This window comes from Paracoccus sp. (in: a-proteobacteria) (assembly GCF_032007265.1).
Taxonomy (GTDB): domain Bacteria; phylum Pseudomonadota; class Alphaproteobacteria; order Rhodobacterales; family Rhodobacteraceae; genus Paracoccus.
In genome coordinates this window covers 1-19291 of record NZ_DALZMB010000051.1, presented here as the reverse complement: position 1 = coordinate 19291, position 19291 = coordinate 1, and the positions used below count along the sequence as shown (strand labels likewise).

Here is a 19291-nt window from a genome sequence, read left to right as displayed (position 1 = left end):
AGACTACCACCCTTCAGGGACGGGTGGCAGAGGCAAAAAGAGGTCCGCCTAGCCCGCCCGATCCAGATTCGCCGGCAGCTGGATGAAGGCGATGCAGTCACGCACGATCGGATCGGCTTCGGCACCTGCGCGGATCTGATCGATCAGCGAACGGCGCATGGCGAAGTTCCAATAGAGATTGATGTGCTGGGCCACGCCTTCTGCGGCGGGCTGGTCGGGCTGGTTGCGGAAGAAATCCGCCATCTGGGTTGCCATCCGGATCAGCTTGTCCGTCGCCATCTTTGCTTCCTTGCTATGCCGCAATCCGCTGGGGATGCGTAAAAAGATCAAAATCCTGACCGCGCGCCCGCGCGATCAATGTGATACCCGCAGCCTCGGCCCAGGCCAATGCCAGCTCAGTTGGGGCCGAGGCCCCGATCAATATCGGCGCGCCAATCCGCGCGGCCTTTTGCACCAGATCGACCGACAGGCGCGACGACATGACAATCGCGCCCCGCGCCCCATCCAGATCCTGACGCGCCATCGCGCCCGCCAGCTTATCCAGCGCATTATGGCGTCCGACATCTTCGCGCACCAAAGCGGTGGCCTTGTCCCAAAACCCCGCGCCGTGAATGGCCGGAGTGGCGCGGCGCAGGATTTGGCCATCCGAAAGTGCGGCCATCGCCTTGCCAATCTCGGCAGGTGCCATCGTCAGATCACTGTCGACCGGGATGATCTCGGGCAAGGCGGCTGCGATATTATCAACGCCGCATAGCCCACAACCGACCGGCCCGATCATGGCGCGCTTGCGCTCGACCAGCTGTACCGAAAGGCCGGGCTGCAACCAAAGCCGTGCCTCGATCGCGGGCATGCCACGGGCTGAAACCTGTGCGGTTTCATAGTTCGCGACATCCTTGGGACTGGCGATCAAGCCTTCGGTCAAGGCAAAGCCAATTGCGAAATCATGCAGATCATGCGGCGTTGCCATCAAGACCGCCTGCGACATGCCATCGATGACAATCGCGACCGGAAGCTCTTGCGGGCTGGGCGGCGCCTCGCCCGCAAGCCATTCTCCGTCACGCCAGCGCATCGGCAACTGTCGCACAGCGTCCTTCACCTCATGCCCGCCTATTCCGCAGCCGTCGGCAGAATGCGGCGCGACAGATCCGAGTGGCGCTGATAGTCCTCTTGCCAATCGCTTGGCCCGTTCGAGGGGCTGACCTGAACCGCGGTCACCTTGAATTCCGGGCAGTTGGTCGCCCAATCGGAATTGTCGGTGGTCACGACGTTGGCTTGCGTCGTCGGGTGGTGGAAGGTCGTGTAGACCACGCCCGGCGCCACACGCTCGGTGATCAAAGCCCGCAACGAAGTATCGCCCGAACGCGACGCAACCCGGACCCAATCGCCGTCACGCACACCGCGCATTTCAGCATCGGACGGATGGATCTCAAGAATATCTTCGGCGTGGAAGACGTTATTCTCGGTCCGGCGGGTCTGCGCGCCCACGTTATACTGCGACAAGATCCGCCCTGTCGTCAGAAGCAGCGGGAAGCGAGGACCAGTGCGCTCATCGGTGGCAACATATTCGGTATGGATGAACTTGCCCTTACCGCGCACGAAACCATCGATATGCATCACCGGCGTACCCGTCGGTGCGGCCTCATTGCAAGGCCATTGCACCGAACCCTCACGCTCGAGCAGGTCATAGCTGACCAGCGCAAAGCTGGGCGTGGTCATGGCGATTTCATCCATGATCTCGGACGGGTGGGTATAGGCCCAATTCGCGCCCATGCGATTGGCCAGCATCTGGGTGATTTCCCAATCCTCATAGCCATTCTTGGGTGTCATCGCCCGGCGCACGCGGTTGATGCGGCGTTCGGCATTGGTAAAGGTGCCGTTCTTTTCCAAGAAAGAAGAACCCGGCAGCAGCACATGGGCATAGTTCGAGGTCTCGTTCAGGAAAAGATCCTGCACGATCACGATATCCATTGCCGACAGCGCCGAGGTCACGTGTTTGGTATCGGGGTCGGACTGAACGATGTCCTCGCCCTGGCAATACAGCCCCTTGAAGGTGCCATGCAGCGCGCCGTCGAACATATTCGGGATGCGCAGGCCGGGCTCTTCGGACAAGGGCACGCCCCAGACACGTTCATACAGCTCGCGCGTCGCCGTATCGCTGACATGGCGATAGCCCGGATATTCATGCGGGAACGAGCCCATATCGCACGAACCCTGCACGTTGTTCTGTCCACGCAGCGGGTTCACGCCCGTCCCCGGCTTGCCGATATTGCCCGTCAGCATCGCAAGGTTGGCAATCGCCATGACCGTGGTCGAGCCCTGCGAATGTTCGGTCACGCCCAGACCATAGAAGATCGAGGCACGCGGCGCAGCGGCATAGGCGCGCGCGGCCTCGTAGATCAGATGAGCCGGAACCTGCGAGACCTTTTCGACCTCTTCAGGCGAATGGCGCGGATCGTTCAGGAATTCCGCATATTGCAGGAATTCGTCCCAATCGCATTTCTCGCGAATAAAGGCCTCGTCATAAAGCTTCTCGGTGACGATGACATAGGCCATCGAGGTCACCACCGCGACGTTGGTGCCCGGACGTAGCGGCAGATGCCATTTGTCGCCCATATGCGGCGAGTTCAGAATATCGGTCTCGCGCGGGTCAAGAACGATCAGCCCCGCCCCTTTGCGCAGCTGACCGCGCAGGCGCGAGCCGACGACCGGATGACCATCGGTCGGGTTGCAGCCAATGATCAGCATCAGATCGGTATCTTCGATCGAGTCGAAGTCATGGGTGCCGGCCGAAGTCCCAAAGGCTTTGCCCAGCCCATAGCCAGTCGGCGAATGGCAGACGCGGGCGCAAGTATCGGTGTTGTTATTGCCGAACACCGCGCGGGTCAGCTTCTGGACCAGATAGGTTTCCTCGTTGGTGCAGCGCGACGAGGTGATCACGCCGATCGAATCCTTGCCGAACTTTTCCTGCGTGCCACGCAGGCGGTTGGCCGCGAAATCAAGCGCCTCGTCCCAGCTGACTTCTTGCCAGGGATCGGTGATCTTTTCACGGATCATCGGATGCAGGATACGATCCTGATGGGTGGCATAGCCCCAGGCAAAGCGGCCTTTGACGCAGCTGTGACCATGGTTGGCCTTACCCTCTTTCGAGGGGACCATCTTGACCACTTCCTCACCGCGCATATGCGCGTCGAACGAGCAGCCGACACCGCAATAGGCGCAAGTGGTTTTGACGATATAATCGGGCGTACCGATATCCAGCACGGTGTTTTCGATCAGCGTCGCCGTCGGACAGGCCTGAACGCAGGCACCGCAGCTGACACAATCCGACGACAGGAAGCTGTCGCTGCCCATGCCCGGCGAAACCCGGCTGTCAAACCCACGCCCCTCGATCGTCAGGGCAAAGGTGCCCTGCACCTCTTCGCAAGCGCGCACGCAGCGGTTGCACACGATACATTTGGCCGGATCAAAGGTGAAATAGGGGTTCGACTGATCCTTGGGGCGCCATTCAGGGTTTGTCCCGACCGCACTGCGTTTGGCAAAATGGTTCAGGCCCGGTTCGTAACGCACATCGCGCAGACCCACAGCCCCTGCCATATCCTGCAACTCGCAATCGCCATTGGCACCGCAGGTCAGACAGTCCAGCGGGTGATCCGAGATATAAAGCTCCATCACACCGCGACGGATCTTGGACAGATCGTCGGTCTGCGTGCGCACGTTCATCCCATCTGAAACCGGGGTGGTGCAAGAAGCAGGCGTGCCGCGCATCCCGTCGATCTGGACCACGCACAAACGGCACGAGCCAAAGGCCTCGAGGGTATCGGTGGCGCAAAGCTTGGGCACGGTGACGCCCGCCTGGGCTGCCGCGCGCATGACCGAAGTTCCCGCCGGGACCGTCACCGCGATCCCGTCGATCTTCAGATTGACCATGACATCGGATTTGATCGCCGGTGTGCCCATGTCGCGATCGGGAATGATAAAGTCTTTCATTCTGCGGCCTCCCTGCGGGCAGTGCCCCGTTGGGTGAAATCGTCAGGGAAATGGGTCAATGCCGACATGACCGGGAATGGCGCAAAGCCACCCAGCGCGCAAAGCGAGCCCCATTTCATCGTGTTGCACAGATCCTTAAGGATATCGATCGCGTCCAGATCGCCCTCGGCAATGCGGTCGATGGTCTCGACACCGCGGGTCGAACCGATCCGGCAGGGCGTACATTTGCCACAGCTTTCGACAGCGCAGAATTCCATGGCAAACCGCGCAAGCTTCAGCATATCCGCGGTATCGTCGAAAACGGTGATCCCCGCATGGCCAAGCAGACCATCCTTGGTCGCCAGCTCCTCATAACCGAAGGGCAGGTCAAAGTTCTCGACCGGGATATACGAGCCAAGCGGCCCACCCACCTGCACAGCCTTAATCGGACGCCCCGACAGGGTACCCCCGCCAATGCCCATGATAATATCGCCCAGTTTCATGCCAAAAGCGGCCTCGAACAGGCCTCCGTATTTGACGTTGCCGGCGATCTGAATCGGTATCGTCCCCTTCGAGCGCCCAATCCCCAGCGCCCCATAAGCCGCGCCGCCCTGATCCATGATCCACGGAACAGCCCCTAGCGAGAGCACGTTATTGACCACGGTCGGACGCCCCAGAAAGCCCACCAGCGCCGGGATCGGGGGCTTGGCCCGCACCACACCGCGCTTGCCTTCAAGGCTGTTAAGCAGGCTGGTCTCTTCGCCACAGACATAGGCGCCCGCACCAACGCGAACCTCCATGTCATAGGCATAATCCGAGCCAAGCATGCGCGCGCCCAGCATGCCATAGGCACGTGCGGCGGCAATCGCGTCATTCATGGCACGGATCGCATCGGGATATTCGCTGCGGATATAGACATAGCCCTGCGTCGCCCCGACGGCGATACCGGCAATGGCCATGCCTTCGATCAGGCAAAGCGGGTCGCCCTCCATCAGCATACGGTCGGCGAAACTGCCCGAGTCGCCCTCATCGGCGTTACAGACGATGTATTTCTGCTCGGCCTTCGCCCCGGCGACGGTCTTCCACTTGATCGCAGTCGGAAAGCCCGCCCCGCCACGACCACGCAAGCCCGAGGCCATGACCTCTTCGATAATCTTTTCCGGCCCGCCTGCGATTGCGGCGCGCAGCCCGGCCAGACCGCCATGGGCGGCGTAATCCTCGACGCTGACCGGATCGATCACGCCGACACGGGCAAAGGTCAGCCGCTGCTGCCCTTTCATCCAATCCAGCTCTTCGACTGGACCCAAGGCGCGCGGATGCTGACGGCTGTCGGCGCTCAGGCCCTGGGCAATTTCCGCAACCAGTTGGGGAACATCCTCGACCTCGAACGGACCAAAGCCCAGCCGCGTGCCGTCAAGATCAACCTCAACCAAAGGCTCAAGCCAGATCATGCCGCGCGTACCGTTGCGAACGATCTGCGCCGAGACACCTTGCGCTGCCAGCTCGCGCGTCAACGCCTGCGCAACCTCATCGGCACCAAGCGCACGGGCAGCCGCGTCAATGGGAACATAAATCTTCATGCCCGCACCTCTGCCACCAATCGTTCAATCTTGCCCTGACTGGCGCGGCCAATCAACTTCCCGTCCAGCTCGGCCGAGGGCGCACAAGCGCATAGGCCAAGGCAAAAGACCGGCTCCAGGGTCAACCGCCCATCTGCGGTCGTTTCATGCCAGGAAATCCCAAGCGCCCTGCAGATCTGATCGGCCAGCTCATCGGCGCCCATCGATTGACAGGCCTCGGCGCGGCACAGCCGCAAGACATGAGGCGCGCTGGGGTGATCGCGAAAATCATGGTAAAAGCTGACAACGCCGTAAACCTCTGCCCGCGTGATCTTCAACGCTTTGGCAATGATGGGCTGGGCCTCTTCGGGGATCATGCCCCAATCTGCCTGAATATCGTGAAGAATCGGCAGCATCGGACCTTCACGGTCAATATGCCGTGCAATGATAAGGTTCAGATGGGCTTCCGCGTCCTTGTCGAAGACGACGCCGCGCGTCTTGGAGGTCATGGCTGGGTCATTCCGGGCTTGTCTCAATTTAACTGAGATTAAAACCCGTCGATAGACATTACAAATGCAATCTTCCGTTTATCGATTGAAGTTTTCTATCAAGCGCGCAACCTTGAGCAAGGCGTCAACCAGCGGTGGATGGGGCTCGCGCGTGGCGGTCACAAGGCCAACCATATGCCCCTCGCCGCGCAGCGGACGGGCGCGCACGCCATGCGGCAAAGGCAGCCCTTCGGCCAGCCCCTGCGGCAAAATCGCCGCCCAATCGCCAGTCGCCACATGGGCAAGGATCGCCAGCATCGAGGTTGATTCGACCCGCGGCTCGGTCTCGACACCTGCCTCAAGCAGGTGACGCATGACGATGCGGCGGTTTTGCATATCGGGCGTCAGCAGGCAAAGTGGCCGCTTGGCGGCCTCTGACCAAGCAACGGGCCCGGTCTGTTCGCTGCGATCGACCAGACAATAGGTCTCGCGGTAAAGCTTCATGGTCTGAACCCGGCCCAAGGGCTCGCTGTCCAGATAGGTCACGCCCGCATCCAACTCCAAAGCATCAATCTGATCGCGAATTTCATCGGACGAGCGCGACAAAATACTGACCGCTGCATTGGGATGACGCTGCAAGAACGGCGCTGTCAGCTCGGCCACGCGCGGCATTGCTGTGGGAATGACGCCGATGCGCAACCGCCCCGACACCCCTTCACGCGACGCTTTCATCTCGGCCTGCATGGCTCGCGCATCGGCCACGATGCGCCGCGACCAGCCCAAAACCCGCTCTCCCTCGGGCGTCAGCCCCTGAAATCGAGAGCCGCGCCGAACCAGCTGAACCCCAAGCTGTCCCTCCAGCGCGCGGATCGCCGAAGACAAGGTCGGCTGGGTAATGCCCAAGATCTCTGCCGCGCGACCGAAATGCTCTTCTCGCGCCAGGACCATGAACATATTAAGGCGATCAATCATGACCGCCCCTTGGCCGGGCAGCCCGCTTGGGCCACCCGTCTTTCATGTGAAAATATCCCGGGGTCCGGGGCGGCGCCCCGGTCCGGCATCACAGGATCTCGACCGAGTATTTCTCGATCACCGTATTGGCGAGCAGGCTTTCGCACATGCGCGCAACTTCGGTTTCAGCCGCGGCCTTATCCGAGGCCGCCAGATCCAGCTCGATCACTTTGCCCTGACGAACGCCTTCGACGCCGCCAAAGCCAAGACCGCCCAAAGCGTGGCGGATTGCCTCGCCCTGCGGGTCAAGAACACCGTCTTTCAGCATGATGGTGACACGGGCTTTCATGGGCGGGCCTTTCAGTTGATCAGCGTGGGCTTCGTGAGGCTGGTGGTATTGGCGGGCATCAGACCCAGCCGGCGGGCGACTTCGGTATAGGCATCCGTCAGGCTGCCCAGATCCCGGCGAAAGACGTCTTTATCCAGCTTCTGACCGGTTTTGACATCCCACAGACGGCAGCTGTCGGGGCTGATTTCATCCGCAACGATCAGGCGCATGAAATCGCCATCCCAGATGCGGCCAATCTCGATTTTGAAATCGATCAGCTTGATCCCTGCGCCATAAAAGACCCCGGACAGGAAGTCATTCACCCGCAAAGCCAGGCTGACGATATCGTCCAGATCCTGCTGGCTCGCCCAACCAAAGGCGATGATATATTCCTCCGAGACGAAGGGATCGCCCAATTCGTCATTTTTGAAGGAATATTCGACGATCGGACGCGGCAGCGCCGTGCCCTCTTCCATGCCCAGACGCTTGGCAATCGAACCTGCGGCAAAGTTACGCACGATCACTTCCAGCGGGATGATCTCGACCTGCCGGATCAATTGTTCGCGCATGTTGATGCGGCGAATGAAATGGTTGGGCACGCCGATATTGGTCAGCCCGTTCATGAAGTATTCGGACAGGCGGTTGTTCAGCACGCCTTTCCCTTCAATCGTGGCCTTTTTCTGTGCGTTGAACGCCGTGGCATCATCCTTGAAATACTGGATGAGCGTTCCGGGCTCGGTCCCTTCATAAAGGATCTTCGCCTTGCCTTCGTAGATTTTCTTGCGCCGTGGTGCCATGATGCGCCTCTCCCGTCAGCAAGTTTGCGTCATTTCGCGCTATAGGCCAGAATGGGGGGTATGAGCAATACAGGGTTGAAGCGAAGATGCGGCTTGCGCATATCTAGATTGCACCCAATGATCGCCATGCTCTCGCCCAATCCGAACGGAGGCCCGAATGACGACCTTTGACGACCGTGAACGCGCCTATGAAGCAAAATTCGCCCATGATGCCGATCTCGCCTTCAAGGCAGAGGCTAGGCGCAACCGGCTTTTAGGTGAATGGGCCGCGCAATTGCTGGGAAAAACGGGCGATGATGCACGCTCTTATGCGCTGACTGTCGTGACGTCGGATTTCGAAGAACCCGGTGACGAAGATGTCTTTCGCAAGATCGCGCATGACCTTTCGGGCAAGATCGAAGAGGCAGCAATCCGCCTGAAGATGATCGAATTGCGTCAGGTTGCGCGCCAGCAGATCCTTGAAGAAAACTGATCTCATCTGACAGCAAGGCCCGCAAGCAATGCGCGTTGCGGGCCTAAGACGAGCCGCTCAGCTCAATTTCTGCCGCGCCATTCGCCCCTGACCACAGCAACCGCCGATCCCTACCTTGGGCCTCAGCTTGCAACAAGGCAAACGCCTGACGCTATCCTTGTGACCCTCATCCTTGCGGCCCATCAACGGATGCTGCGACGCGCGGGTAAAGCCGCGCCATGGTCAGCGCACGCATGACGTTCAGCCCCATCAGCGCCGCCCAAAGCCCGTGATTGCCCAATAAGGGCGGCAAAAGGACGACCAGAACCGCATAGACCGGCACCGAGACCATCATGGCATTGCGCATCTCGCGCGTGCGGGTCGCACCGATGAAGATGCCATCAAACATCCAGCTTGCGATGCCCAGAAGTGGTGCCAGCACCAGCCACGGCAGATCGGCCCTTGCGGTCTCGCGGACCTCGGGCGAGGTGGTCAGCACATCGATGATCATTGCGCCAAACAGCAAGAAGATGACGCTCATCACGATCGCGCCCGCCACGCCCCATTGCGATGTCAGCCGCACCGATTGGTTAAAGCGGTCACGGCGCCGCGCGCCCACGGCCTGCCCCACCAGCGCCTCGGCGGCAAAGGCGAAGCCATCCAGGCCATAGGCGGTGATTTCCAGAAACTGAAGCAAGACCTGATTGGCGGCCAGCGTGACATCCCCTTGCCCCGCGGCCATGAAGATGAAGGTGGTGAAGCTGCCTTGCAGCAAAACCGAGCGGATCAGGATATCCCCATTCAGGCGAACCAGCCGGTCGATCTGTTGGCGCGCAAACAGCCCCGCCCGCCCCCAGGCCTGCGCAATGGCATCGCGCGCAAACCACAAGCCCAGGCAAAGACCGCTCCATTCCGCGATCAAAGTGGCAAAGGCCACCCCCGGCACGCCCCAGCCCAGCCCCAGCACAAACCACAGATCCAGCACGATATTCAGCGAATTCAGCGTCAGCTGCAAAGCCAGCACAGCCTTGGTCCGCTCAAGCGCAATCAACCAGCCGGTGATGGCGTAAAGCGCGATCGTGGCGGGCGCGCCCCAGATGCGAATGGCCAGATATTGTCGCGCCAAACTCTCGACCGCATCCGATGCCGGGGCAAGGCGAAAGGCCAGTGACATCAGCGGCACCTGCAGCGCGATCAGCACCAACCCGGCGCAGCCCGCAATCATCAAGGCCCGCAGCAGATGCGCCCCGCCTTCGGCATCATCGCCCGCCCCGCGGGCCTGCGCCACCAGCCCTGACGTGCCCATACGCAAGAAGCCGAAAATCCAGTAAACCGATACCAGAATGATCGAGCCAAGCCCGACCGCGCCAATCGGTGCCGCCTGACCAAGCTGGCCGACGACCCCGGTATTCACCGCGCCCAAAAGGGGAATGGTGGCATTGGACAAAACGATGGGCAAAGCAATCGCCAGCACACGGCGATTGTTGAGCGCGGGCAGATCCGCAGGCGCGCCTTGTGGCACAGGCGACTGCCCGCCCGGATCTGCGTCCGATTGGACCAAACTTTGGGCCATCACGCCTCTAGCGGCATCAAGAAATGCCCTGTTGCCTGCGCAAACAGTCGCTCGCGGTTGTCCTGCCAGGCCTCGACCTGCACGCTGGCATAACGCCGCCCCGAGCGCACGACCCGCGCGCGGGCATAGGCGTCACGCGCAAGACCCGGCCGCAGATAATCGATCGTGAAATCAATGGTTTTCGGCAGGCGCGGAACCGTCTCGGGAAGGGCCGCATCAGGCAGGATGCGCCCCTCTTCCATGTCCGCCCAGCTGCGTGTCCAGGTCAATTGCACGACCGAGGCCAGCTCTAGAAAGGCAGCAATCGCGCCGCCATGCAGCGCAGGCAGCGCCGGATTGCCGATGTTTTGATGCAAATAGGGCATGATCGCCGTCAGCTCGTCACCGCGCCGGTCAAAGGTGACGCCCAACCAGCTGGCAAAGGGGATGGTGCCAACGATGGCGCGCAAAGTGGTGTCGCGGCGGCTTTTGATCTCGCCCAGAACTTTGATCGGATCAGCCATATCAACCCTCGACCGTAAAGGCGCCCGTGGCGGCGGCAACCGGATTGTCGCTATCGTCATCAGTGGCGGTGGCGCGTACGAAAGCCACCGAGCGGGTGACATGATAGCAGCTTGCCCGGGCAACGATGCGCTGTCCTGGGGTGGCCGCCCGCATATAATCGATGCGCAAATCGATGGTCGCCGTTACCGCAATGCCACGCTGGTGCCCCAGAACCGCAGCGCCACAACATGTGTCCATCAAGGCCGAAATCACCCCGCCATGGATCACGCCCGAGCGCATATCCCCAGCAAAACGCGCATCCCACGGCATCGAGATCACCGCACCCTCGGGACCAACCTGTTCAAGTTGCATGCCAAGAGCCTGCGCAAGTGGGATCGCTTCGATGAATTGCCGCGCGATCCGGCTATGCTGTTCCTCAAAGCCCTTGTTTTCCATGTCTCCGCCTGCTCTGGTTTCCTCAAGGGTTAATCGGGCCTATCCGATCCGGCAAGCCCCCGGACGATCCGCGTCACGGTTGCAAGAAAGGTTGAGTTAACCAAAAGGCTCGGCTAGGCTTGGACAATAGGAGCATAGAGACTGATTAATGGTTGAAGACGGTTATATCAGCTTCAAGGACATGTGCGCGCTTTTTGACGTCACCCCTCGAACCTTGCGCTATTACGAATATATCGAGCTTTTGAATCCCAAGAAGGCGGGCCGCGCCAGATTTTATGGCCCGCGTGAAATCGCGCGGATGAAATTGATCATGCGCGGTCGCCGCTTTGGCTTTTCGCTGGAGGACATCCGGCAATGGCTGATGATCTATGGCCAAAAGGGCTCGGTCGAACAATATCGCGTCTGGATCGAGCGGGCGGATCGTCAATATGAACACCTTGCCCAGCAGCGCGCAGAAATAGAAACCGCCATGCGCGAGCTACGCGAATTGCGCGATGAAACGCAAAAGCTGGTCGATGAATTTGCACAAAGCCCGGACGATACTGGTGCCGAGCCCAAGGCTGCGCCCGAAGCCTGACCGGGCCGGGCAGCCCCGAATAATCAGCGGCTTGGACCGCGCGATCTTGCATATCTAACAGGCGGCACTTTGCCCCGACCGCCTTGGGTAGGGACTGGGGCCTGAGTTCGGCTGGCCTTAATCCGATTGTGAATGTGCTTTGGCGCATGCCCCTGTCACGAAAGCGCCCATCACCTTGGCCCACCACCGGAAATGAGCATTCCTGCCCCGATGGTCCAACACGCCCCCAGAGATGCTTGGCCACCAGACGTGCATTCACAAGGTGACGTAGCGTCTTACCTTACGTGCACGTAAAGCTGAGCTAGTCTGATTCCAAAGGTAGTGCTGACAAGGAAACCTGCTGCATGTCCGATGAGCTGATAACCATTCGCGCCATGAGCGAGGCTTACGGCGTCACCCCCCGCGCCTTGCGCTTTTACGAGGCCAGCGAGCTTTTGGCACCGCTTCGTAAAGGTCAGGCGCGGTTTTACAGCAAGGGTGATCGCGCGCGCCTGAAGCTGATTTTGCGCGGTAAGCGTTTTGGTTTCTCGCTTGAGCAAATCCGCGAAATACTCGAGCTGTATAACCCCAACGACAAGAATCTTGCCCAGACCGCGACCGCACTTGCAACTGCAAGGGATCGGCTTGCGGATATGGAAAAACAACATTTCGAACTGGGACAGGCGATTATCGACCTGCGCGATCAGATCGCCGAGGGTGAAACCTCGCTTGCCCGTCTCAGCCAAGAAGCCTTGGCAGATGTAGATGCGCCTGCACCCCGTACGAACAGCCAGTCGGAGCCAACATGAGCCAGTATCAGCCCCCCGTTCAGGATCTGCAGTTCATTTTGCATGACTTGCTGAAGATTTCAGAAAGCGATCTGCCCGGCCATGACGAGCTGGACCGCGACTTTACCGGCGCCATTCTGGAAGCGGCGGGCAAGATCTCGGCCGAAGTGCTTGCCCCGCTCAATGCCGTGGGCGACCGCGAGGGCTGTCGACTGGAAAACGGTCAGGTCCGCACCCCCAAGGGCTTTGACGCGGCCTTTGACGCGATGAAGGAAGGCGGTTGGACCTCGCTTGATTGCGATCCCGAATATGGCGGTCAAGGCCTGCCCTATATCATGAGCCTTGCAGCGGGCGAAATGTTCGTCGCCACGAATATGGCCTTCAACATGTACCAAGGCCTGACCCATGGCGCCTATTCCGCCATCGCCTCGCATGGCACGGATGAGCAAAAAGCGATTTATTTGCCCCGGCTGACCACCTGCGATTGGACCGGAACGATGAACCTGACCGAGCCGAATGCCGGCACGGATCTGGGCCTTCTGCGCACCAAGGCCGAGCCACAAGAGGATGGCAGCTATCGCATCACCGGCCAAAAAATCTTTATCTCATCGGGGGATCACGATCTGGCCGAGAACGTCGTCCACCTGGTGCTGGCCAAAGCGCCGGGCGGCGGCGAGGGAACCAAAGGTATCAGCCTTTTCATCGTTCCCAAATTCCTCGTGAATGCCGACGGCAGCCTGGGTGCGCGCAATGCGGTCTCGGTCGGAAATCTTGAAGAAAAGATGGGCATCCACGGCAATGCCACCTGCGTGATGAATTATGATGGCGCGACGGGCTGGTTGCTGGGCGAGCTGCATAAGGGCATGCGCGCCATGTTCACGATGATGAACGAGGCGCGTATGGGCGTCGGATTGCAGGGCTATGCAATCGCCACAGGCGCCTATCAAAAAGCAGCCAATTACGCGCGTGAACGCCTTCAGGGTCGCGCGGTGACCGGTACACAGAACCCCTCCGGCCCCGCCGATCCGCTGATCGTGCAACCCGACATCCGCCGCGCGCTGATGGATCAGAAAAGCTTTATCGAGGCGGCCCGCGCACTGGCCCTGTGGGGGGCGCATCTGATCGACCGCAGTCACAAGCTGCAGGATGGCGAAGCCGAGGCAATGATTTCTTTGCTGACCCCCGTCATCAAGGGCTTTCTGACCGATAAAGGTTTCGACTGCACGATCCAGGCCCAGCAGATCTTTGGCGGCCATGGCTACATCGAAGAACAGGGCATGTCCCAATATGTCCGCGATGCCCGCATCACCATGATCTATGAGGGGGCCAATGGCGTGCAGGCGCTTGATCTGGTCGGACGCAAGCTGTCCGCCGATGGCGGCAAGGCCCTGATGGCCTTCTTTGACATGATCAAAACCCTGATCAAAACCCATGAAGCGGATGACCAGCTCAAGGCAGATTTTCTAGATCCGCTCAAGCAAGCGTCAAAGGATCTGCAATCCGCCGCAATGTATTTCATGCAAAACGGCATGAAAGATCCCAATGCCGCGCTGGCAGGCTCTTATGATTTCATGCATCTCTTTGGCCATGTCGCGCTTGGCATGATGTGGACACGCATGGCCATCGCCGCCAAAGCCGCAATTGACCGCGATGCTGGCGCCGCAGACTTCCTAAAAAACAAAATCACGACTGGACGCTACTTCATGCAACGCCAGCTTCCCATTACGGCCACACATCTGCGCCGGATCGAATCCGGCGCAGCACCCGTGATGTCCTTGCCGGAGGATAGCTTTTGACGACGCTAGATCCGCGCTTTTTTAAGAGCCCACGAGCCCCCATCTCGCAACACATCGCTCCCGTGCCAGGTTCAGCCATGCCTCCGGCGGGGGTATTTGCGTGATGAAGAATGAGCTGCTCCGATCCGTGGCGTGGCCACCGACCAGGTCGCGGATCAGAGCTTTCTCCATCAGCGGTCATCGGCTCCCCAGCCTGTACCGCGAAACCAGATTTAGCCGGAAAACCTTAACAATTCGCTGACCGTTACCTTTCTTCATCAAGAAAATACCCGCCTTCTTTTTCTGAGCTCTCACTTGATCAGCTGAAAGGAAAGACACTCGTGACCGCGCAACTGTTTTGTTTTGGTGAATCTGGACATTCCTATAAAGCTGCATTGACCCTTGAACTGGCAGCCTACGACTGGCGTCCGGTTTACATTGATTTTTTCAACGGCGACGCGCGCAGCGATTCCTTTCGCGGGTTGAACACCATGGCCGAAGCCCCGGTTTTTCGCGAAGGGGATCTTGTCCTAAGCCAATCTTCGGTCATCCAGCTTCATATCGCCGAGCGCACGGGAAAATTCCTGGAAGGCGACCGCAATGAGATCTTGCGCTGGATGTTTTGGGATAACCACAAGCTGTCGGGAATGATTGGAACAGCGCGTTTCTTGATGAATTTCGTACCACCGGACAAGCGCCCATCCGAGGTGATCGCCTTTTATCAGGCCCGTCTCAAGGCCGCTTACAAGGTTCTGGACACGCATTTGGCACAGCAGGAATGGGTGACGGGCAAGGCCGTGACCATCGCTGATTTCACTTGTTGCGGCTATCTTTACTATCCTGAACCCTTTGGCTTTGTGCGGGCGGACTGGCCAAATATCGACCGCTGGCTGAAACAGGTTTCAGCGCTGGCGGGCTGGAAACATCCCTATGATCTGATGCCCGGAAATCCCTCGGACCGGGCGCCGAAGGAGGAAAAATGACCGAAGCCTATATTTACGATGCGGCCCGCACGCCGCGTGGAAAGGGCCGCGCGGATGGCAGCCTGCATCAAGTCACCTCGGTCGCCCTCTCGGCGCGGCTTTTGGATGCGATCAAGGAGCGCAATGGTCTTGAAGGTCACGCGGTCGAGGATCTAATCTGGGGCAATGTCACGCAGGTCATGGAACAGGGCGGTTGTCTGGCGCGCTCGGCGGTGCTGGCCTCGGATCTGGACGAGAGCATCCCCGGTCTTTCCATCAACCGCTTTTGCGCCAGCGGAATGGAGGCGGTCAATCTGGCCGCGAACCAGATCAAGGGCGGGGCTGGCTCAGCTTATATTGCTGGCGGCGTGGAAATGATGAGCCGTGTGGCCATGGGCAGCGATGGGGCCGCCATCGCAGTGGACCCAGCCCTGACGTTCAAGACCTATTTCGTGCCTCAGGGCATCTCTGCCGATCTTATTGCCACGGAATACGGTTTCACGCGCGAGCAGGCGGATGCGCTGGCGGTGGAAAGCCAGCGCCGCGCGGCTCTTGCCTGGCGCGAGGGGCGCTTTGCCAAATCGATCGTTCCGGTTCTGGACCAGAACGGGCTGACGATCCTGGACCGCGATGAATATATGCGCCCCGATACGACGCTTGAATCGCTATCAGCGCTGAAAGCCAGCTTTAAAGAGATGGGCGAGGTGATGCCCGGCTTTGATAAGGTGGCGATGTTGAAATATCCCCACCTCAAGGCAATCAACCATATTCATCACGCCGGCAACTCTTCGGGGATCGTCGATGGTGCTGCGGCCGTTTTGATCGGCAACAAGGAATTTGGCGACAAGCTGGGGCTAAAGCCGCGCGCGCGCATCCGCGCCACTGCCAAGATCGGCACAGACCCGACGATCATGCTGACCGGCCCCGTCCCGGTAACGCAGAAGATTCTGCGTGAGGCAGGCATGACGATCAATGACATCGATCTTTTCGAGGTCAACGAGGCCTTTGCCGCCGTCGTTTTACGCTTTTTGCAGGCCTTTGAGGTCGACCCGGCCATAGTCAACGTCAACGGGGGCGCGATGGCGCTTGGCCATCCATTAGGGGCAACCGGAGCAATGATCATTGGCACGCTGCTGGACGAGCTGGAGCGGCAGGACAAGCAGATCGGGCTGGCGACGCTGTGCGTGGCATCGGGCATGGGCGCAGCCACGATCATCGAACGCGTCTAAGGGGGAAGACCATGACTGATTTCACCATGAAAAAAGACGCAGACGGCGTCGCGATCATCACCTGGGACGTGCCGGGCAAATCGATGAACGTGTTGTCGATGACCGGCGCGGCCGATCTTGATGCGCTGATCGATGATGCTTTGGCGGATGCTTCGGTCAGGGGCATCGTCATCACCTCGGGCAAAAAGGATTTTGCCGGGGGGATGGATCTGAATGTCATTGCGGCGTTGAAAGACAAGGATGGGGCGGCGGGGGTTTTTGCCGCGGTGATGAGTTTGCATCACCTGCTGCGCAAGATCGAACTTGCAGGAATGGACGCCAAAACCAAGAAGGGTGGCAAGCCGATCGCTGCGGCGCTGCCAGGAACCGCGCTTGGTATCGGGGTCGAGCTGCCTTTGGCCTGTCACCGCATCTTTGCCGCCGAGAACCCCAAGGCCAAGATTGGCCTGCCCGAGATCATGGTGGGCATTTTTCCAGGTGGCGGCGGCACGACCCGGCTTGTGCGTAAGCTGGGCGCAATGGTCGCGGCGCCTTTGCTGCTAGAGGGGAAGCTCTCCGACCCCAAGGGCGCCAAGGCCAATGGCATCGTCGATGAGGTCGTGGCCGATCCTGTGGCTGCTGCACGCGCCTGGGTCTTGCAGGCTCAGGACGCTGATCTGGTCAAGCCGTGGGACGCCAAGGGCTATAAAATGCCCGGCGGCGCCCCCTATAATCCAGCGGGTTTCATGACCTTTGTCGGTGCAAGCGCGATGGTTCATGCCAAAACGCTTGGGGTGTATCCAGCGGCCAAGGCGCTGCTCTCGGCGGTCTATGAGGGGGCTTTGGTAAACTTTGACCGCGCGCTGGAAATCGAGGCGCGCTGGTTCACGAATGTGCTGATGAACCCCTCTTCGAGCGCGATGATCCGCTCGTTGTTCCTGAACAAGGAGGCATTGGAGAAAGGGGCCAACCGGCCTGCTGTGCCCGATCAATCCGTCAAGAAGCTGGGCATTCTGGGCGCGGGCATGATGGGGGCGGGCATTGCCTATGTCGCAGCCATGGCCGGGATCGAGGTCGTTTTGATCGATGCCAAGCAAGAGGCCGCAGATCGGGGCAAAGCACATTCTGCCGAGCTGCAGGACAAGGCAATTTCGCGGCGCAAATCGTCAGAAGAAAAGAAAACCGAGATCCTGGCCCGCATCACCGCCACCACCGATTATGCCGCGCTTTCGGGTTGCGACCTGATCATCGAGGCCGTTTTCGAAGATCCCGGCGTCAAGGCCGAAGTCACCAAAAGGGCCGAGGCCGTCATCCCGCAAGATGCCATTTTTGCGACCAATACCTCGACCTTGCCGATTTCAGAACTGGCCAAGGCCAGCGCGCGCGCGCAACAGTTCATCGGCATCCATTTCTTCTCTCCTGTCGATAAGATGATGCTGGTCGAGATCATCAAGGGTCGGGAAAGCGGCCCGATGGCCGTCGCAAAGGCGCTGGATTTCGTCCGCCAAATCCGCAAGACGCCGATTGTCGTCAATGATGCGCGCTTCTTTTATGCCAATCGCTGCATCATCCCCTATATCAACGAGGGGCTGCGGATGGTCGCCGAAGGGGTCGATCCCGTGCTGATCGAGAATGCGGCCAAGCTGATGGGGATGCCCCTTGGCCCCTTGCAGCTGGTCGATGAAACCTCGATCGATCTGGGCGCCAAGATCGCAAAGGCGACGCGGGCCGCGATGGGCGATGCCTATCCCGATGACGCGGTCGATAAGGTCATCTTCCGCATGGCCGATCAGGGTCGTCTGGGCCGCAAAGCGAATGCGGGCTTTTATGACTATGACGACAAGGGCAAACGCGGCGATTTCTGGCAAGGGCTTGCCACCAACTGGCCGGTTGCCGCCCAGCAACCCGAATTCAGCGATCTGCAAAACCGCCTGATGTTTATCCAATCGCTCGAGGCGGTGCGCGCATTGCAAGAAGGTGTGCTTGAGGACATCCGCGAAGGCGATGTCGGTGCCATCCTTGGCTGGGGCTTTGCGCCTTGGTCGGGTGGCCCGTTCAGCTGGCTGGATATGCTGGGTGCTGCCCGAGCATGCGCCTTGGCCGATGACCTTGCCAAGAAATACGGCGAGCGCTTTGTCCCGCCCGCGCTGCTGCGCGAGATGGCAGCAACCGGCCAAAGCTTCTACGCCCGCTTTGGTGCCGGCAAAAAGGCGGCCTGACCCAAAAGGTGGCCTGACATTGCCCCAAAGCCCCCCTCGCCCCAAGGCCTGCCCGGTGGTTCCCGGGCAGATCTATGGGCGGGCGGACCTATTTCGGGCGAAGGCAGTCTAGCGAAGGGATGTAGGGGCCGCCGGTTCGCCGCTCTGCCCCGCGCTGGTGGCGAACTTTGGCACGATGCCAACGGTAGCCATGATCGGCGCGGAGGTGGCCAAGGTCATCATGGCAAAAAAACGGGCCCAAGGGCCCGTTTTCTACATGAAAGACCATCATTCTCTCTCAACGATATCTGTGAAGGGCAAGGGCCGCGCCTTTTGGTCAGGCAATTGCAACCGGCCCGCGCCTTTTCGGCTTACAGGTCCGCCGGAACCTTGCCACCATTGTCACGCAGCTTTTGAATCACCTGCTTGTGCAGCCAGATGTTCATTGCGGCCGAATCTTCGGTATCACCACTATAGCCCAATTCTTTGGCCAGCTCTTTGCGATGCGAAAGGCTGCTGTCCAGACCCAAAGCCTTTAGCAGATCGACGATCGATTTGCGCCAATCCAAGCTTTGACCGCTGCGCTTGACCGCCCCGTCCAGAACGGCAGCGACATCGACGCTACCCGTCGCAGCCGGAGCAGCAGCAGGCGTTGCGGCGGGTGTTGCCGCAGCTGCGGGGCTGGGTGCTGCGGGCTTGGCCGGGCTAGGTGCTGCGGCTGCCGGGCTGGCTGCGGGTGCAGGTGCCGGGCT

General features: G+C 59.9%; 19 protein-coding genes. 7 read left to right on the top strand and 12 right to left on the bottom strand.

Annotation, left to right across the window (positions count from 1 at the left end):
- Nucleotides 1-48: 48 nt before the first annotated feature.
- From RTS12_RS11880 to purC, 8 genes are all read right to left on the bottom strand, one after another.
- The gene (locus tag RTS12_RS11880; RefSeq protein ID WP_312528730.1) at nucleotides 49-279 is read right to left on the bottom strand and encodes a formate dehydrogenase subunit delta; all 231 of its coding nucleotides are present in this window, start codon (nucleotides 277-279) and stop codon (nucleotides 49-51) included.
- A gap of 13 nt (nucleotides 280-292) precedes the next feature.
- Nucleotides 293-1084: a formate dehydrogenase accessory sulfurtransferase FdhD gene (gene fdhD / locus RTS12_RS11875; RefSeq protein ID WP_312528728.1), complete on the bottom strand. Its 792-nt coding sequence runs from the start codon at nucleotides 1082-1084 to the stop codon at nucleotides 293-295.
- Between the two features lie 23 nt (nucleotides 1085-1107).
- Nucleotides 1108-3987, bottom strand: a complete 2880-nt coding sequence (gene fdhF / locus RTS12_RS11870; RefSeq protein WP_312528726.1) for a formate dehydrogenase subunit alpha — start codon at nucleotides 3985-3987, stop codon at nucleotides 1108-1110.
- Entirely contained in the window at nucleotides 3984-5546 is a 1563-nt protein-coding gene (locus tag RTS12_RS11865; protein ID WP_312528725.1) for a formate dehydrogenase beta subunit, read from the bottom strand. The genes fdhF and RTS12_RS11865 overlap by 4 nt, the downstream gene beginning before the upstream one ends.
- A complete protein-coding gene (locus RTS12_RS11860; RefSeq protein WP_312528724.1) occupies nucleotides 5543-6034 on the bottom strand; it encodes a formate dehydrogenase subunit gamma in 492 nt (163 codons plus the stop codon). Before RTS12_RS11860 ends, RTS12_RS11865 begins: the two co-directional genes overlap by 4 nt.
- Nucleotides 6035-6112: 78 nt before the next feature.
- The gene (locus RTS12_RS11855; protein ID WP_312528722.1) at nucleotides 6113-6985 is read right to left on the bottom strand and encodes a LysR family transcriptional regulator; all 873 of its coding nucleotides are present in this window, start codon (nucleotides 6983-6985) and stop codon (nucleotides 6113-6115) included.
- Nucleotides 6986-7073: 88 nt separating this feature from the next.
- Nucleotides 7074-7313: a phosphoribosylformylglycinamidine synthase subunit PurS gene (gene purS, locus RTS12_RS11850; RefSeq protein WP_312528720.1), complete on the bottom strand. Its 240-nt coding sequence runs from the start codon at nucleotides 7311-7313 to the stop codon at nucleotides 7074-7076.
- 11 nt (nucleotides 7314-7324) lie between these two features.
- Nucleotides 7325-8089, bottom strand: a complete 765-nt coding sequence (gene purC, locus RTS12_RS11845; protein WP_312528718.1) for a phosphoribosylaminoimidazolesuccinocarboxamide synthase — start codon at nucleotides 8087-8089, stop codon at nucleotides 7325-7327.
- Between the two features lie 157 nt (nucleotides 8090-8246).
- On the opposite strand from purC, the gene RTS12_RS11840 reads away from it, so the two are divergent.
- Complete coding sequence (locus RTS12_RS11840) at nucleotides 8247-8561, top strand: DUF1476 domain-containing protein (protein ID WP_312528716.1); 315 nt, start codon at nucleotides 8247-8249, stop codon at nucleotides 8559-8561.
- A 166-nt stretch (nucleotides 8562-8727) separates the two neighbouring features.
- Here RTS12_RS11840 and RTS12_RS11835 read toward each other — a convergent pair whose 3' ends face one another.
- The 3 genes from RTS12_RS11835 to RTS12_RS11825 are packed head-to-tail and all read right to left on the bottom strand — an operon-like array spanning nucleotide 8728 to nucleotide 11052.
- Entirely contained in the window at nucleotides 8728-10113 is a 1386-nt protein-coding gene (locus RTS12_RS11835) for an MATE family efflux transporter (RefSeq protein WP_312528714.1), read from the bottom strand.
- Complete coding sequence (locus RTS12_RS11830) at nucleotides 10113-10616, bottom strand: PaaI family thioesterase (protein WP_312528712.1); 504 nt, start codon at nucleotides 10614-10616, stop codon at nucleotides 10113-10115. The genes RTS12_RS11835 and RTS12_RS11830 overlap by 1 nt, the downstream gene beginning before the upstream one ends.
- Nucleotide 10617: 1 nt before the next feature.
- Nucleotides 10618-11052 carry a PaaI family thioesterase gene (locus tag RTS12_RS11825; protein WP_312528710.1) on the bottom strand — a complete coding sequence of 145 codons (435 nt, stop codon included), beginning with the start codon at nucleotides 11050-11052 and terminating at the stop codon, nucleotides 10618-10620.
- A gap of 148 nt (nucleotides 11053-11200) precedes the next feature.
- On the opposite strand from RTS12_RS11825, the gene RTS12_RS11820 reads away from it, so the two are divergent.
- The 6 genes from RTS12_RS11820 to RTS12_RS11795 all read left to right on the top strand — a co-directional run bounded on the left by RTS12_RS11820 (nucleotide 11201) and on the right by RTS12_RS11795 (nucleotide 18560).
- Nucleotides 11201-11629: a MerR family DNA-binding transcriptional regulator gene (locus RTS12_RS11820; RefSeq protein WP_312528708.1), complete on the top strand. Its 429-nt coding sequence runs from the start codon at nucleotides 11201-11203 to the stop codon at nucleotides 11627-11629.
- A gap of 344 nt (nucleotides 11630-11973) precedes the next feature.
- On the top strand, nucleotides 11974-12417 hold the full coding sequence (locus tag RTS12_RS11815; protein WP_312528707.1) for a MerR family DNA-binding transcriptional regulator: 444 nt from the start codon (nucleotides 11974-11976) through the stop codon (nucleotides 12415-12417).
- On the top strand, nucleotides 12414-14192 hold the full coding sequence (locus tag RTS12_RS11810) for an acyl-CoA dehydrogenase C-terminal domain-containing protein (RefSeq protein WP_312528705.1): 1779 nt from the start codon (nucleotides 12414-12416) through the stop codon (nucleotides 14190-14192). Before RTS12_RS11815 ends, RTS12_RS11810 begins: the two co-directional genes overlap by 4 nt.
- A 320-nt stretch (nucleotides 14193-14512) precedes the next feature.
- Nucleotides 14513-15154: a glutathione S-transferase family protein gene (locus RTS12_RS11805; RefSeq protein ID WP_312528703.1), complete on the top strand. Its 642-nt coding sequence runs from the start codon at nucleotides 14513-14515 to the stop codon at nucleotides 15152-15154.
- A complete protein-coding gene (locus RTS12_RS11800; protein WP_312528701.1) occupies nucleotides 15151-16362 on the top strand; it encodes an acetyl-CoA C-acetyltransferase in 1212 nt (403 codons plus the stop codon). Before RTS12_RS11805 ends, RTS12_RS11800 begins: the two co-directional genes overlap by 4 nt.
- Nucleotides 16363-16373: 11 nt before the next feature.
- Nucleotides 16374-18560, top strand: coding sequence for a 3-hydroxyacyl-CoA dehydrogenase NAD-binding domain-containing protein (locus RTS12_RS11795; RefSeq protein WP_312528699.1), 2187 nt, complete (start codon nucleotides 16374-16376; stop codon nucleotides 18558-18560).
- A gap of 350 nt (nucleotides 18561-18910) precedes the next feature.
- Here RTS12_RS11795 and RTS12_RS11790 read toward each other — a convergent pair.
- Nucleotides 18911-19291: DUF3597 domain-containing protein (locus RTS12_RS11790; protein ID WP_312528698.1), on the bottom strand; the 381-nt coding region annotated here is incomplete at its 5' end.